General features: G+C 70.6%; 13 protein-coding genes. 7 read left to right on the top strand and 6 right to left on the bottom strand.

Annotated elements, in window-relative coordinates; translation table 11 throughout:
* Positions 1-22: 22 nt before the first annotated feature.
* Positions 23-1,396 carry an FAD-binding oxidoreductase gene (locus ABKA17_RS40960; protein WP_353697496.1) on the bottom strand — a complete coding sequence of 458 codons (1,374 nt, stop codon included), beginning with the start codon at positions 1,394-1,396 and terminating at the stop codon, positions 23-25.
* 363 nt (positions 1,397-1,759) lie between these two features.
* Here ABKA17_RS40960 and hemB point away from each other — a divergent pair, with 363 nt between their 5' ends.
* From hemB to ABKA17_RS40975, 3 genes are all read left to right on the top strand, one after another.
* Entirely contained in the window at positions 1,760-2,761 is a 1,002-nt protein-coding gene (hemB, locus tag ABKA17_RS40965; protein WP_353697497.1) for a porphobilinogen synthase, read from the top strand.
* Between the two features lie 435 nt (positions 2,762-3,196).
* Positions 3,197-4,390 carry an aminotransferase-like domain-containing protein gene (locus ABKA17_RS40970; RefSeq protein WP_353697498.1) on the top strand — a complete coding sequence of 398 codons (1,194 nt, stop codon included), beginning with the start codon at positions 3,197-3,199 and terminating at the stop codon, positions 4,388-4,390.
* Between the two features lie 112 nt (positions 4,391-4,502).
* Positions 4,503-5,351: an arylamine N-acetyltransferase family protein gene (locus ABKA17_RS40975; protein WP_353697499.1), complete on the top strand. Its 849-nt coding sequence runs from the start codon at positions 4,503-4,505 to the stop codon at positions 5,349-5,351.
* Here ABKA17_RS40975 and ABKA17_RS40980 read toward each other — a convergent pair.
* Entirely contained in the window at positions 5,321-6,109 is a 789-nt protein-coding gene (locus ABKA17_RS40980) for a DUF4253 domain-containing protein (RefSeq protein WP_353697500.1), read from the bottom strand. The two genes, ABKA17_RS40975 and ABKA17_RS40980, sit on opposite strands and share 31 nt — an antisense overlap.
* A 216-nt stretch (positions 6,110-6,325) precedes the next feature.
* On the opposite strand from ABKA17_RS40980, the gene ABKA17_RS40985 reads away from it, so the two are divergent.
* Positions 6,326-6,931, top strand: coding sequence for an RNA polymerase sigma factor (locus ABKA17_RS40985; RefSeq protein WP_353697501.1), 606 nt, complete (start codon positions 6,326-6,328; stop codon positions 6,929-6,931).
* Positions 6,931-7,890: a hypothetical protein gene (locus ABKA17_RS40990; protein WP_353697502.1), complete on the top strand. Its 960-nt coding sequence runs from the start codon at positions 6,931-6,933 to the stop codon at positions 7,888-7,890. The genes ABKA17_RS40985 and ABKA17_RS40990 overlap by 1 nt, the downstream gene beginning before the upstream one ends.
* Here the strand turns inward: ABKA17_RS40990 and ABKA17_RS40995 are convergent.
* Together ABKA17_RS40995 and ABKA17_RS41000 are read right to left on the bottom strand one after the other, a co-directional pair.
* Complete coding sequence (locus ABKA17_RS40995; protein WP_353697503.1) at positions 7,887-8,069, bottom strand: DUF397 domain-containing protein; 183 nt, start codon at positions 8,067-8,069, stop codon at positions 7,887-7,889. The two genes, ABKA17_RS40990 and ABKA17_RS40995, sit on opposite strands and share 4 nt — an antisense overlap.
* Positions 8,066-8,893 carry a helix-turn-helix domain-containing protein gene (locus ABKA17_RS41000; RefSeq protein ID WP_353697504.1) on the bottom strand — a complete coding sequence of 276 codons (828 nt, stop codon included), beginning with the start codon at positions 8,891-8,893 and terminating at the stop codon, positions 8,066-8,068. The genes ABKA17_RS40995 and ABKA17_RS41000 overlap by 4 nt, the downstream gene beginning before the upstream one ends.
* Before the next feature lie 113 nt (positions 8,894-9,006).
* On the opposite strand from ABKA17_RS41000, the gene ABKA17_RS41005 reads away from it, so the two are divergent.
* Both ABKA17_RS41005 and ABKA17_RS41010 read left to right on the top strand, forming a co-directional pair.
* The gene (locus ABKA17_RS41005; RefSeq protein WP_353697505.1) at positions 9,007-9,438 is read left to right on the top strand and encodes an ATP-binding protein; all 432 of its coding nucleotides are present in this window, start codon (positions 9,007-9,009) and stop codon (positions 9,436-9,438) included.
* A 74-nt stretch (positions 9,439-9,512) separates the two neighbouring features.
* Positions 9,513-9,830 (top strand): type II toxin-antitoxin system PemK/MazF family toxin, encoded by a 318-nt coding sequence (locus tag ABKA17_RS41010; protein WP_353697506.1) that lies wholly within the window; start codon positions 9,513-9,515, stop codon positions 9,828-9,830.
* Positions 9,831-9,912: 82 nt separating this feature from the next.
* Here ABKA17_RS41010 and ABKA17_RS41015 read toward each other — a convergent pair whose 3' ends face one another.
* Positions 9,913-11,325, bottom strand: a complete 1,413-nt coding sequence (locus ABKA17_RS41015) for a choice-of-anchor P family protein (protein WP_353697507.1) — start codon at positions 11,323-11,325, stop codon at positions 9,913-9,915.
* Between the two features lie 17 nt (positions 11,326-11,342).
* The gene (locus ABKA17_RS41020; protein ID WP_353697508.1) at positions 11,343-13,391 is read right to left on the bottom strand and encodes a choice-of-anchor P family protein; all 2,049 of its coding nucleotides are present in this window, start codon (positions 13,389-13,391) and stop codon (positions 11,343-11,345) included.
* Positions 13,392-13,586: the final 195 nt, after the last annotated feature.

Consider the following 13,586-nt stretch of genomic DNA (forward strand, 5'->3'; position numbering starts at 1 on the left):
CGATCAGAACCATCTGATCTGTTCAGACCGCGGTCACCGTGTGGCCGTAGCGGAGCAGGTTGTGGGGGTCGTACGTCTCCTTCGTGCGGCGCAGGCGGTCGTAGATCTCCGGGGTCCAGGCCCGGGCGCGGTCCTTCGCGTCGCCGGGGGTGCCGTGGAGGTTGGGCATCGTGCAGCCGGTGGCGTACGGGGTCATCGCCTCGTACAGGGCGGTCGTGGCCGTTTCGACGGCCGCGGCTGCCTCCGGGCCCGCGAGGACGCCGACCGCTTCCAGGAGGTAGGCGGCGTTCCTCGCGCAGACCGCGTCCTCTGTCGCGGCCGGGCGGGAGAGGGCGCCGCCCATGTGGCGGAGCTCCACCAGGAGCAGGGGGTAGTCCGGTGTGTTCGGGCCCGCCTGGTCGAGGAGTGCCGTCACCGCGTCGGGGGTCAGTTCGCCGAGGCAGCCGCAGGATTCCCGGGCCGGGAGCGGGTCGTGGGGGTCCTGGTAGATCATGTCGACGGCCGTGTAGTCCATCTCCGTCACCGTGTCGAAGACGACCGGTGCGGCGGCGCGGAGCGGGGCCAGGAGGTCCTGTCCTGCTGATTCCTCTCCGGTCCAGGCGACTGCCACGCGGGACCAGAAGCGGCCCCTCAGGGGCTCCGGGATCTGGGGGAGCGGGGGCAGGCGGAGCAGGGTGAAGCCTGTGCACATCTCGTCGGGGACCGTGGGGGTCCAGTCCGCCCAGGCTCGTAGGAGCGGTTCCGCGTCCTCGCCCGTGCAGTAGATGCCGCCGCCGAGGATGCGGGAGAGGCTGGGGAGCTCTGTGGTCATCTCCGTGACTATGCCTACGTTGCCCTTGCCGCCGCGCAGTGCCCAGAAGAGGTCGGGGGTGTGGGTGGCGTCGGTTTCGTGGAGGGTGCCGTCCGGGGTGACCACCTTGAAGGAGCGGACCAGGTCGGAGGCGTAGCCGTACGCTCGGCCGAGGACGGGGAGGCCGCCGCCGAGGGTGTAGCCGACGGCGCCGACGTCTGTGGAGCTGCCGTTGAGGGTGGCGAGGCCGTGGGGGGCCGCCGCGTCGATGACTTGGCGCCATTTCGCGCCCGCCGCGATCGTCGCGGTGCGGGCGGTGGGGTCTATGCGTACGTCCGTCATGCGGGACGTGTTGATCAGCAGGCCTGTGTCTATGGGGAAGTTCGCGCCGTGGCCGGTGGCCTGGACGGCTACGGGGGTGCCGGTGGCTGTCGCCCAGCGGAGGGCCGTGATGATGTCGGCGGTGTCCGTGGCGACTATGACTATGTCCGGGGTGTGGGGGGCGGCCAGGTTGAAGCCGGTCACCTCGGTGGCGTAGGCCTCGTCCGTGCTGCGTAGGACCGGGCCCTTGATCTCGGAGAGGGCGAAGAGGGGTGGGGTGGGCATGGGGTCCTCCTCGGCCGGTGGCCGGTGTCGTCCTCTTCAGCTTGGACCCGTGGTTTGCTCAGCGCATGTGGGGGTTTGCGTCCTATGCCTGCGGCGGCCCCTCGCGGTTCGGTGGGGGTTCGCGTTGCGCCCTACGGTTCGTGGTGAGTCGGTGCCGCACCGGGGGGTGTCCGTCCTCGGTCGGGCGGTGCTGTCTTTTTGAGGGGTGCGCGGTGATTGACGCCCGACGCTGCGGGCGGACACCCCCCGGTACGTCCCCTTCTCGCCGTTGCGCCAGTGCCTCGCCGTGGGGGTGCGCTGCCTCGTGGTTCGTCCGACGTCGCGTCGGCAAAGGGGGGTCTGGGGCGGGCGTAGCGTAGGGGTATGACGACGTACGGATCCTTTCCCGGCAGTCGGCCGCGGCGGCTGCGGACTTCTCCTGTCATGCGGCGGATGGTCGCCGAGACCCGTTTGCATGCCGCTGACTTCATCCTTCCGGCCTTTGTGCGGGAGGGCGTGAGTGAGCCGGTGCCGATCGCCGCGATGCCGGGGGTCGTTCAGCACACGCGGGACAGTCTGAAGAAGGCCGCCGCCGAGGCTGTCGAGGCCGGGATCTCCGGGATCATGCTGTTCGGGGTGCCCGAGGAGTCCAAGAAGGACGCTCTGGGGACGCCGGGGACCGATCCGGACGGGATCCTTCAGGTCGCTCTGCGGGATGTGCGGGCCGAGGTCGGGGACGAGTTGCTCGTGATGTCCGACGTGTGTCTGGACGAGACCATCGACCACGGGCACTGCGGCGTGCTGGACGACCAGGGGCGCGTCGACAACGACGCCACCCTCGAGCGGTACGCCGAGATGGCTCAGGTGCAGGCCGATGCCGGGGCACATGTCGTCGGGCCCAGCGGGATGATGGACGGGCAGATCGGGGTCATCCGCGACGCGCTCGACCAGATCGGGCGGGAGGACGTCGCCATCCTGGCCTATACGGCGAAGTACGCGTCCGCCTTCTACGGGCCGTTCCGGGAGGCCGTCGGGTCCTCTCTGAAGGGGGACCGCAAGACCTACCAGCAGGACCCCGCCAACGCGCGGGAGTCGATGCGGGAGTTGGCCCTTGATCTGGAGGAGGGGGCCGACATGGTGATGGTGAAGCCGGCGGGACCCTACCTGGACATCCTGGCGCGGGTCGCGGACGCCGTGGACGTGCCGGTCGCCGCCTATCAGATCTCCGGTGAGTACTCGATGGTCGAGGCCGCCGCCGAGAAGGGGTGGATCGACCGGGAGCGGGCGATCCTGGAGACGCTGACCGGGATCAAGCGGGCCGGGGCGCAGAACATCCTCACCTACTGGGCTGTTGAGGCTTCTCGTTTGCTGGCCGCTCAGCGGTAGCTGCGGGGAGTGGTGAAGCCGCCGCCCGTGATCCCAGGGTTGTGGAGGTCGACGGGCCCTCGTCCCTGAGGCCCTTGCCGTCCTCGCATGCCGTGAGGGTGGGGGCGAGGGTGAGCATGAGGGTGGCCGCCAGTACGGCCGTCGTCGTACGGCGGCGGGTGCGGGGGGTGCGGCGGGTGAGTGTGGGCATGGGGGCTCTCCGGGGTCGATCTTTCGGGAGTGGCCTCAGCCTGGTGGGTGGCGGGGGGTTCTCGCCATACGTGGTGGGGGATTTGGGACGCCTCGTGGGAGGAACGGCTCTGACCTGCGGGGATGGCTTGTCCCGGGCTTGTGGTGTGGGACGCGGGGAGCGCGGGGCCTGTCGTGGGTTCCGTCGTGGGTTCCGGATTCTGGAAAGGTGTTTGTAGGCGGCATTTACTTTCCTAGGGTGCGGGCATGACATCTGTTGCTGTTTCCGTGCCTTCGCTCGCCTCTCGGGTCCGGTCGGTCGGTGGGTCGGCGGTGCGGGAGATCCTCGCCGTCACCTCGCGGCCCGAGGTCGTCAACTTCGCCGGTGGGCTGCCCGCGCCCGAGCTGTTCGACCGGGAGGGCGTTGCGGAGGCGTTCCGGTATGTGCTGGAGGAGATGCCGGGGCGGGCTCTCCAGTACTCGACCACCGAAGGGGAGCCGGGACTGCGGGAGTTGCTGGCGGCGCGGACGGTGGAGAGAGGGCTGGCCACCCGGGCCGAGGATCTGCTCGTCACCACCGGGTCGCAGCAAGGCCTGTCGTTGGTCGCCGCCGCGCTGGTCGAGCCCGGGGACACCGTTCTGGTCGAGGACCCCTGTTACCTGGCGGCACTTCAGGTGTTCGGGCTCGCCGGGGCCCGCGTCGTCGCCGTGCCGGGGGACGCCGACGGGCCCGATGTGGAGGCGCTGGCCGAGCTGGTGGTGCGGGAACGGCCCAAGCTCTTCTACACCGTGCCCACCTTCCAGAACCCCAGCGGGCGGACCATGCCCGCCGAGCGGCGGGCCGCCGTCGCGGAGGTCGCCGGGCGGTGCGGGGTGTGGATCGTGGAGGACGATCCGTACGGGGAGTTGCGGTTCGATGGGGAACGGGTGCCCTGGATCGCCACGTACGAGGGGGCGGCCGATCGGACCGTGCTGCTCGGGTCGTTCTCCAAGGTGATGGCTCCGGGGCTGCGGCTCGGGTGGCTGCGGGCGCCCGCCGAGGTGCTGCGGGCCTGTGTCGTGGCCAAGCAGGCCGCCGATCTGCATACGCCGACCGTCAACCAGCTCGCCGCGGCCCGGTATCTGGCCGATCGCGATCTCGACTCGCATGTGGCGCGGGTCGCCGGTGTCTACCGGGAGCGGCGGGACGCCATGCTGGCGGGGCTGGCCGAGGCGCTGCCGGAGGGGGCTCGCTGGAACCGGCCCGAGGGCGGGATGTTCCTGTGGGCGCGGCTGCCTTCGGGGTACGACACCGCTGCCCTGTTGCCCGAAGTCGTCCGGCATGACGTCGCCTATGTTCCGGGGGCGCCCTTCCACGCGGGTGCGGTGGATCGGGCGACGCTGCGGCTGTGCTTCGTCACGGAGACGCCGGAGCGGATCGGGGAGGGGCTGCGGAGGATGGGTGCGGGGCTGCGGCGGTGAGTGTGCGGGGGCTGCGGGGGCGGGTGTGGGGCTTGGGGCCTAGGTCTCAAGTATGGGGCGATTGCGGCTGGAGGCTGCCGACGGGCGCCCGGGGTGTGCCTAGGGTTGAGTCATGTCCGACACAGTGGAGTTCGACCTCGACGCGTACCTCGGCCGGATCGGGTGGGAGGGGGGCCGGGTGCCCGACGCGGCGACCCTGCGGGGGGTGCACCTCGCGCATACGCGGGCGATCCCCTACGAGAACCTCGACGCCCTGAACCGCACCGCCCCCTCGCTCGCCATCGGTGATCTACAGGACAAGCTGGTCCACGGGCGGCGCGGAGGGTACTGCTACGAGCACAACACCCTGCTCCTGCACGCCCTGGAGGCGCTCGGCTTCGGGGTGACCAGGCTGGCGGCCCGGGTTCTGGTGGGCGCGGACGGGGCGCCCGACTCGGGGCGGCCGCGCACCCATCTGACGCTGCTGGTGGAGGTGCCGGGGGAGCCCCGGCCCTACCTCGCCGATGTCGGGTACGGGTCGGTCGGCGCGCTGCTGGAGCCGGTGCCGCTGGTGGCGGGCGTCGAGGCCGAGGGGGCGGGGCGACGGCACCGGCTGGTGCTGGTGACGCATCCCGGGCCCCTGGACCTGTGGGTGCTGGAGACCTACGAGCCGGGCTCGGTGTGGGGGGCCGGCTGGCGGCGGCAGTACAGCTTCACGCTGGACCCCGCCGCGCGGCCCGACTTCGAGGTCGCCAACTGGTACGTCGCCACGCACCCGCGCTCACCCTTCGTCCAGCGCCGGTACGTGCAGCGCATGCGGGGTGATGAGCATGTCCTCCTGCTCGACCGGGAGTTGATCGTCACGTCCCCCGACGGCACTGTAGGCAAGCGGGAGGTGGCCGAGGAGGAGGTCGTGGGGGTGCTGGCCGAGGAGTTCGGGATCGTCGTGCCTCAGTCCCACCAGAAGGACCAGGCCGGCTGACCGAGCAACTGGCGTTCGGCGTAGGCCTTCAGGGTCGCGTCGGCGCCCTGCCAGATGTTGTCCGGGCAGAACGCGAAGTGCTCGGCGGCCAGGGCTTCAGCCTCGGGCAGTGTCGTCGGCGGGGCCGCGACGGAGAGCACGAGGTGGTCGAAGCCGAGCGCCACGACCCGTGTGCCGAAGCGGTCCTCCCAGGAGCGGAGGACCGCGCTGAGGCGGGCCGTGTCGTTCTCGTGGTTCGCCGGGCCCGTCCAGCCGATCGCCGCCGGGATGTCGGCGCTGCGGCGGGCCGGGACCAGGGCCAGGCGCGGCTCCTTCAGGGGGCCGCCGGGCGCGAGGAGGTCGTCGACGACGGCAGCCGACGCGGCCGCCGAAACGGACACCGGGTCGATGGTGGCGTCGGCGGAGGGCTCCGCCAGGCCGGGCCAGTCGCCGTCCTCCTCCGTGGCGCACGCCTCCCAGAAGTCGGCCAGGACCTCCTCCGGGTCGTGGTCGCCGGGGTACGACATCTCGCCCGGCATCAACTCCCAGTCCTCCGGGCCGCCATGGCCCCCGCCCGCGTCCACCACCACCGGCAGCAGTCCGACCGTGCGCGGCGCCTCCTGGAGCGCGGACCACGCGCCCGCGCTCGCCCTGTCGTCGGCGAGCCACAGCAGCGGCTCGGACCAGGGACCGTCGTCGGTCATGTCGATCAGCCTGCCCGGCGGCAGGGCGAGGCCGAGGTCGGCGAGCCTCGGCAGCGGGTTGGGGAGCGTTGCCATGCCGACGACTGTAGGGGCAGCCACTGACAACGCCCCCCGAAGATCTTGCGACCCGTGGTTCAGGCGGGACGGGGCGGCGTCGGTCGTCACGGCACCGGCGGGGCTGGGGATTCACGTAGTCGCCTTGATCAGAGAGGAGTTGAGGTTACGGTGGGCCAGGCGCCGCGGACGGGAACAGACGTGCTGCCACTGTGACCCCGACGGGAGGGAGACGGCGTGACGGACCCGGGCCCGCCGGAGGACGAGGACGGGGACTCCAGGGAGCCGCTGCCGGTCGGCGGCGGTGGCACGGGGGCCTCGGAGGAGCGGGGCACGTATCCGTCGTACGGTCTGTCGCCCGAGGACGAGGAGGCCTTCGGCCGCTTCTACCGTGACTACCTGCCGAGGCTGACCGCGTATCTCGTCTACCAGGGCGCGCCCGTCGAGCGGGCCGTCGAGTTCGTGCAGGACACGATGGTCAAGGCCTACCGCAGGTGGCAGGAGATCAAGTCGCCCGCGAGCTGGGCCTACAAGGTCGCCTACCGGGAGTTCCTGCGGCACGTCATGCGGGCCGAGGAGGAGCCGGTGGACGAGGTGCCCGACCCCGTGGCCCTGCTGCGCCGGCCGGAGGCCGCCGAGACCTGGTTACAGGAGCAGGAGATCGTCCAGGTGCTCCGTGAGTTACCCGCGCGGCAACGGCAGGTGCTGGCCCTGACGTTGGACGGCTGGGGACCCGCCGAGATCGCGAAGCTGATCGGGATCGAGGGCGCGGCGGTACGGTCGAACCTGTTCAAGGCGCGCAACTCCGTTGCCCGGTACCTCGAACGCCGGGAGGAGGAGTGATGCGCGACGAATGGCTCTCCCGCGAGCACGACGAACTGCGCGACGGACTGTCCCGGTTCCTCGACGTGGACGAGGGGCTGCGGGAGGTGCGGGAGCAGGCCGGTGGGCACGAGGACGTCGTACGGGGTCTGGGTTTGGTGCTGGATGTCGAGGGCGGCCTGGCGGACATCCTCCGGCACCCTGAGGAGGCCTTGAACTCGGCGACGGCGGGCTCCGGTTCGTCGAACGCCCTGGAACCGCGGTGGATGTCGGAGGCCGATGTCGCCGAGGCCCTGCGTGCCCTGCCCGCCGAGCGGCGACTGGTCGCGCGCAAGGACCCGTTGATCGCGGCCTGTGTCGTCGGTGAGCTTCTCGTACGGGCGCTCGTGCTCGTCGGCGATCTCCCCCGGGGCGCGGGGGACGCGCACGGCGAGCGCTACGCCGAACTGGCCAGGGACTTCGCCCGCGCCCGCAACTTCAACCTCGACGCCGCCCCCACCCTCGAGGTCCGCGCCGTCCTCGCCCTCACCAGCGTCTTCGCCCGAGCCTTCGTCCACGACCTCGGCCGAGCCGTCCTGCGCCGCGACCGTGCCATGGAGTTCGCCGCCACCGTCGAGGAAGCCGCCCGTTCCGGCAACCCCGGCCGCGTCCAGGGCCTGGACCGCGATGTCCGGCCCCTCGCCGACGAGGTCGCCCTCGAAGCGGCCCGCCGACTCGACCTCCCCACGACCGAGGGCCTCGTCACCGCCCTCCTCGACGGCGCACTCGACGACTTCACCGAGGCGGACCTCACCGGCGTGAACCCCAACGACCCCGGCCTCACCGGCATCCAGTGGTCCGAGGGCACACGGTGGCCACCGGGCACGGACATCGAGGCCCTGCGGAAACGGTCCGCGGAGACGGCGCCGTACTCCCGGGTGTACGTCCTGGGACGCCGACCCGGCGGAACGAGCCGTGCGGGGACGGGAGTTCCGGTCTAGACGGTGGTGGTGTCGAGGAAGGCGGTCCAGGTGGATGCGGCCACCTGGAAGGTGGGGCCGTCGGGGGTCTTGGAGTCGCGAACGTGGACCGTGTTCTGGGCGTGGGCGACTTCGAGGCATTCGCCGCCCTCATCGCCGCTGTACGTCGACTTGAACCACTGAAGGGCCTCGGTGCTCATCGCTCTCCTAGCAGACGATCCAGCAGACCCTTCGAGTCCAAGGGAGACAGGGCCTGTGCTCGCAGCATCGCATACTTGCGAGCGAGGATGGACACCTCATCTGCGTCAGAGACCCATTGGCTGCCACGCTGCCCTTCGACGTAGGCCAGATGTTGATGGTCCGGGGTCTCCAGGAGGACGAAGGGGCCGTTCAGTCCGGCGTGAGAGGGGCTGTTCATCGGTAGGAACTGGAGTGACACGCAGGGCAGTTCAGCGTAGGCGCGCAGGTGCCGGAGCTGTTCCGCGCGGACCTCGGGCCCGCCGATCATCAGTTGGAGCACCGGCTCCCAGATCACGAAGCTGAGGGTTGGCGGGGTCTCGCGCTGGAGGATCTGTTGCCGTTCCATGCGGCCCGTGGTCTTGGTGGCGATCTCCTCCTCGCCGTAGGCCGGAACGCGTTCCCTGAGCACCGCCTCCGCGTACGCCCGCGTCTGAAGAAGGCCGGGCAACACCTGGTTGGCATAGAGGGACAACGCGATCGCCTCCCTCTCATGCTCCATGTACAGCTCCGCCCACATCGGGAACTGGTCGATCTCCGGCAGGTTCGCCACGCCCGCCGACAGCATCCCCTTGGTCTGGAGCGCGTCGTCCAGGCGGGCCGCGAGGTCCGGTTTCAATGTCCTTCTGCCCTGCTCGATCGAGGCGAGCGTCTCGTCGTTGACCTGGACGAGCTCGGCCAGGGCGGTCTGGGTGTAGCCCGCGACGCGGCGTGCCGCGCTCAGTTGCTTGCCCAGCATCTTCATCGAGGTCAGGTTCTTCGGCCGCGGCGGCTTCTTCGCGCTCATGCTGGTCTCAATCCCCCAGGTGACCCGTACGTCACCGGGTGGGAGCCCGTACAAAAAAACTGTACGGGTCGACTCGCTGCTTCCCTCCGGTGACTCTGCGCGACATTCTTCCCGTGAACGACGAGAGCCAAATCCTCTATCAGCGAGATCAGTTCTACGCCCGTGACCGCCGTTCCGTCTCCGCGGCCAGGCGGTTCGCCCGGTGGTCGCTGAGGTACTGGGAACTCGCCGACTGGGAGCGCGCCGACGACGTATCGCTGTGTGTGAGCGAACTGGCGACCAACGCGCTCGTGCACGGGGCGCCGCCGGGGCGGGGGTTTCTGCTGCGGGTGCGGTACGACGGTGACGTACTGCGGGTCGAGGTGCATGACAGCGGGGGCGGGGAGCCGTATGCCTCGGACCCGCCCGGGGACGGTGAGGGTGGCCGTGGGCTGTTTCTCGTCGCCGCGCTCGCCGACAAGTGGGGGGTGGGGCAGCGGAATCCCGGCAAGGTGGTGTGGGCGGAATTCGCCTGTCCCGTGGATGAGGCCCGTCTCCTGGTGTAGCGAATCGCGGGGCGACGAGTAGGCTCACGGTGATCGTGTGTTCGTAGCCGGAGCGACAAGGGATCAGGCGACCTGTGCAACAGCTGAAACGCGGGCAGGTGTGGACCGTTCCCACCGTGGGGCGGGCCCGTACGGTCGTCATCGTCCAGAACGACCATGTCGCCGATCTCCGTCCCGATGCCGTGCTGTGCGCCCTGCTCGACACGTCCGGGGAGCGCGGGGAGTCGCTGGTCACCGTGCGCGTCGAGGCGCCGCTGTCGGGTGTGGTGCTCGCGCCCGACCTCTACAACTTCCGGCTGACGCGTTTCGAGCAGGGGACGTACCACGGCGATGTCCCCGCCGAGCGGATGGAACGTATCGACATAGCCCTGCGGGCCATGCTCAGCCTCTGAGCGGGACCGGCAGGGTGGGTCTTGCGAGTTCGGCCACCCTGCCGGGGGTTCGCTGCGCTTCTTTGCTCAACTGGCTAGTCGGTCATGTGCAGTTGTGTGCGCCGCTCGTGCTTGACGCGAGGACGACGTCCGTGCCGCCCAGGCCGGTGATGTGGAGGGCGTTGACGGTCAGGCCGGTGGGCGTGGTCGTCTGCTCGTTGACCACGATCCTGGCTCCGGCGCCGAGGTCGATCGTGTGGTTCGGGGTGTCCGGGATCGTGACCGGGGTGCCCGCGATGGTGAGCTTCAGGGCGGTCGTGCCGGTGCTCGCCGCGCAGGTGCTGGTGGAGGTCGCGGTGACGCCCGAGACCTCGATCACGGGCAGGCCCGGCAGGCCCAGACTGGCCTTCGCCAGCGTCGACTTGGCGGTCGAGCCGCTGGGGCCGACCGTGGTCGTGACGTCCGCGCACAGGGCGTCGGCGGTGAGGACCACGGCGTTGACGTTCTGGGCGCAGGCCGGGGCCACCGACTTGGCGTCCGCCGCCCGGACCTCGCCCGTGTCCGGGGTCGGTGCGATGACGATCGGCAGGACCAGGACCGGCACCCTGGCGGAGAGACCGTAGGCCCGGCCGGTGGCGTACTGGAGTTTCACCTCGGCGGTGGCCTCCGAGGGCTTGAACGCCGTGTCGCCGGCGAAGGTCGCCTTGACCGGGACGGTGGCCGTGGCGGTGAGGGGCTGGGCGACCTTGTCGATCGTGCAGGTCGCCTTGCCCTCGGTGGTGGTCCTCGCCTTGCAGGACTGCTCGCCCAGGGCGAGGGGCACCTCGCGGTCGGGCACCGCGGCGCCGCCGGCCTTCTCCGTGAGCTTCGCCGACAGGGGTGCCGGGGAGCCGTTGGAGACCGTGGTGGGGCCGTCGTAGGCGAGTGCCGTGTCCTTCTGGACGGGGGGTTCCGGGTCGCCGTCGCAGCCGTTGGTGCTGGTGATGAACTTCTCGTTGTACTCGGACGGGTAGGGCGTAAGGACCTTGCCCTCCAGCTCGATGTCCTGGTGTACGCCGTTCAGTTCCTGCTCGTAGTGGAGGTGCGGGCCGGTGGTGTTGCCGGTGCTGCCGACCGTGCCGATCACGGTGCCCGGGGTGACCTGGGCGCCGTTCGGGACCTCGTAGGTGGCGAGGTGCATGTACTCGGTGGTCCAGCCGTCGGCGTGGGTGATCCGGATGTACTGGCCGCCGCCTTCGGGCTGGTTGTGGCGGGTGGCCGTGCCCGCGGCCGAGGCGAGGACGGGGGCACCGGCGCTCGGGCCCTCGGCCTTGACGAAGTCCAGGACGTTGCCGTGGTCCGGGTAGGTGGAGTACGTCCAGACCGCGTCGCACTCGAACGGGGCCAGGAAGGCGGGCTTGGCCAGGGTGGCGGGTTCGTCGGCAGCGCTTGCCGTTGCCGTCGCCGTGGCTGTCAGGGCCAGGGCGAGGGTCGTGAGCAGGCCTGTGAGCAGGGTGCCGCTTCTCTTGGTGGTCATGCTGAACTTCCCCCGATTCACGCGCAGTTGTAGGCGTCCGAGGCGCTGGACGCGATGACCACGTCCACACCTCCCGCCGCGGTCAGATGGGCCGCGTTGACCGTCAGACCGGTCGCCGTCCTGATCTGCTCGTTGAGCACGAGCTTGGCGGCCGGACCGAGGTCGACCGTGTAGTTCGGCACGTCACCGATCTCGACGGGGGTACCGGCGACGGTCAGCGACAGGTCCGTGCTTCCGGTCGCGGCCGTGCAGCTGCTGGTGGACGTGGCCGTGACGCCGGACAGGGCGACCACGGGCAGGCCGGGCAGACCGATCCGGGCGTCCTCGACGGTCGCGGTCGCAGTGGAGCTGCTCGGGCCGATCTTCGTCTCGACCTTCGCGCAGAGGATGTCGGCGCTCAGGACCAGCAGATTGATCGGCGCCGCGCAGGCCGGGGCGACCGTCTTGGCGTCCGCCGCGCGGACCACGCCGGTGTCCGGGGTGGGCGCGATGCCGATGGGCAGGACCAGGACCGGGATCTGGGCGGAGAGGCCGTAGGCGCGGCCGGTGACGTACTGGAGTTTCAGTTCGGCGCTCGCCTCGGACGGCTTGTAGGCCTCGTCGCCGGCGAACGTGGCCTTGAGCGGGACGGTGGCCGTGGCGGTGAGGGGCTGGGCGACCTTGTCGATCGTGCAGGTCGCCTTGCCGTCCGCGGCGGTCTTCGCCGTGCAGGTCTGGAGGTGGTCCGTCGGGCCGAGCGTGAGGGTGACCTCGCGGTCGGGCACCGGGGCGCCGCCGTCCTTCTCGGTGAGCGTGGCCGACAGGGCGGCCGGGGAGCCGTTGGAGACGGTGGCCGGGCCGGTGTAGGCGAGGGCCGTGTCCTTCTGGACCGGGGGCTGGGTGCCGCCCTCGCCCACGTCGAGGAGGTCGTGGTCGATGTCGAGGGTCACGCCGCCCCACGTCTCGCGGTTCGGGTCGTCCTCGGTCGGGCCGTCGTACTGCTTGACCCGCTGGTGGTTCGCCCACATGTCGTCCGGGATCGCGCGGTCCTGGGTGGTCTCCACCTCGTCCCAGCGGGCGAAGTCGATGACGTCCGGTTGGGTGTAGCCCGCACCGGCCGCGACCAGATCCTCGATCAGCGAGGACACGCTGCCGTACGCGCCGGAGCGGTAGCCCAGTTCGTGGACGGTGTCGGTCCACGACTCCAGGAAGGCCAGCACCTTGGCGGTGGAGGCGGGCTCGTTGTAGTGCTCCATGTTGTAGTAGAGGACCGAGCCGGCCGGGAAGCCGTAACCCTGCGCCTGGGCGACCGCGTCCCGGGCCGACTCCGCGCCCTGGGCGGCCGGGTCGGTGATGACCACGCAGTCGCCGCCGCAGCTGCCCGCGTTGGACTCGGCCTGCGGGCCGACGTAGATCGGCATGAACCGCCAGCCGCTGTTGTACTGCGCCTGCACCCAGGCCGCGTCGAAGGTGTCCTTGCAGCCGGCGTTGACCCCGCCGACGTAGATGCCGACCGCGCCGTACGGCGAGGCGGACTTCCAGGCGTTCATCTGGGCCGTGGAGGGCGCGGTGCAGCGGTCGAAGCCCTTGCCCTGGAAGTTCGTCGCGTCCGCGGGGAGGGCCTGGAGGGTGGGGGCGGCCGCGGTGGCCGCGGGCGTCGCCCGGTCCACGGGGAGAGCGGCGCTGTCCAGGATCTCCCTGATCCGGTCACGGTTCTCGCCGTAGGAGGCGGTGACCTTGATGCCCTTCGTCTCGGCCCAGTACGTGTGCGAGGTGCGGTTCTCGGTCACCGTGGTGGCGTTCACGTCCGAGGGCTCCACGAGCAGGGCTTCGGTGCGGCCGAACGCCGTTGCCGGGCAGTCCTGTTCGGCGCCCGGGGTGCCCAGGTAGACGACGTGGCTGTCGTAACGGACACAGGTGGCCGGTGACTTCTGGAGGTCCACGACCTTCCAGTCGTCCGGGACGGTGAACGTGTGTCCCCGGTAGGTGACTTCGGTGGTGTCGGACCCCGCCGCGGCTTGCGCCGGGCTCAGGGCGGTGACGGTGAGTGCGGTGGCGGCGGTGAACGCGAGCAGCGCGCCGCTCAATGATCTGCGGTGATTGATGGTGTTCCCCCGTGTTCGGCACCGGCATCCGGGCCGGTGCGGCTCGGCGATGACCTGGGGGAGCGTGACGGGGTTGTCGTGTATGGGTCAACCATCGGGGGATGCCGGGGGTGGTGAACCGGACGCCGGTACGGGCGAGTAAAGAGAGTGCCAAGTGGGGGTGCCGTCACGGTGTGT

Origin of the sequence: Streptomyces sp. RG80 (assembly GCF_040446465.1) — a bacterium.
GTDB lineage: Bacteria > Actinomycetota > Actinomycetes > Streptomycetales > Streptomycetaceae > Streptomyces.

Bases quoted from the DNA above. Each gene is read 5' to 3' on its own strand.
- ABKA17_RS40960 (WP_353697496.1), bottom strand. From the start codon at position 1,396: ATGCCCACCCCACCCCTCTTCGCCCTCTCCGAGATCAAGGGCCCGGTC.
- hemB (WP_353697497.1), top strand. From the start codon at position 1,760: ATGACGACGTACGGATCCTTTCCCGGCAGTCGGCCGCGGCGGCTGCGG.
- ABKA17_RS40970 (WP_353697498.1), top strand. From the start codon at position 3,197: ATGACATCTGTTGCTGTTTCCGTGCCTTCGCTCGCCTCTCGGGTCCGG.
- ABKA17_RS40975 (WP_353697499.1), top strand. From the start codon at position 4,503: ATGTCCGACACAGTGGAGTTCGACCTCGACGCGTACCTCGGCCGGATC.
- ABKA17_RS40980 (WP_353697500.1), bottom strand. From the start codon at position 6,109: ATGGCAACGCTCCCCAACCCGCTGCCGAGGCTCGCCGACCTCGGCCTC.
- ABKA17_RS40990 (WP_353697502.1), top strand. From the start codon at position 6,931: ATGCGCGACGAATGGCTCTCCCGCGAGCACGACGAACTGCGCGACGGA.
- ABKA17_RS40995 (WP_353697503.1), bottom strand. From the start codon at position 8,069: ATGAGCACCGAGGCCCTTCAGTGGTTCAAGTCGACGTACAGCGGCGAT.
- ABKA17_RS41000 (WP_353697504.1), bottom strand. From the start codon at position 8,893: ATGAGCGCGAAGAAGCCGCCGCGGCCGAAGAACCTGACCTCGATGAAG.
- ABKA17_RS41015 (WP_353697507.1), bottom strand. From the start codon at position 11,325: ATGACCACCAAGAGAAGCGGCACCCTGCTCACAGGCCTGCTCACGACC.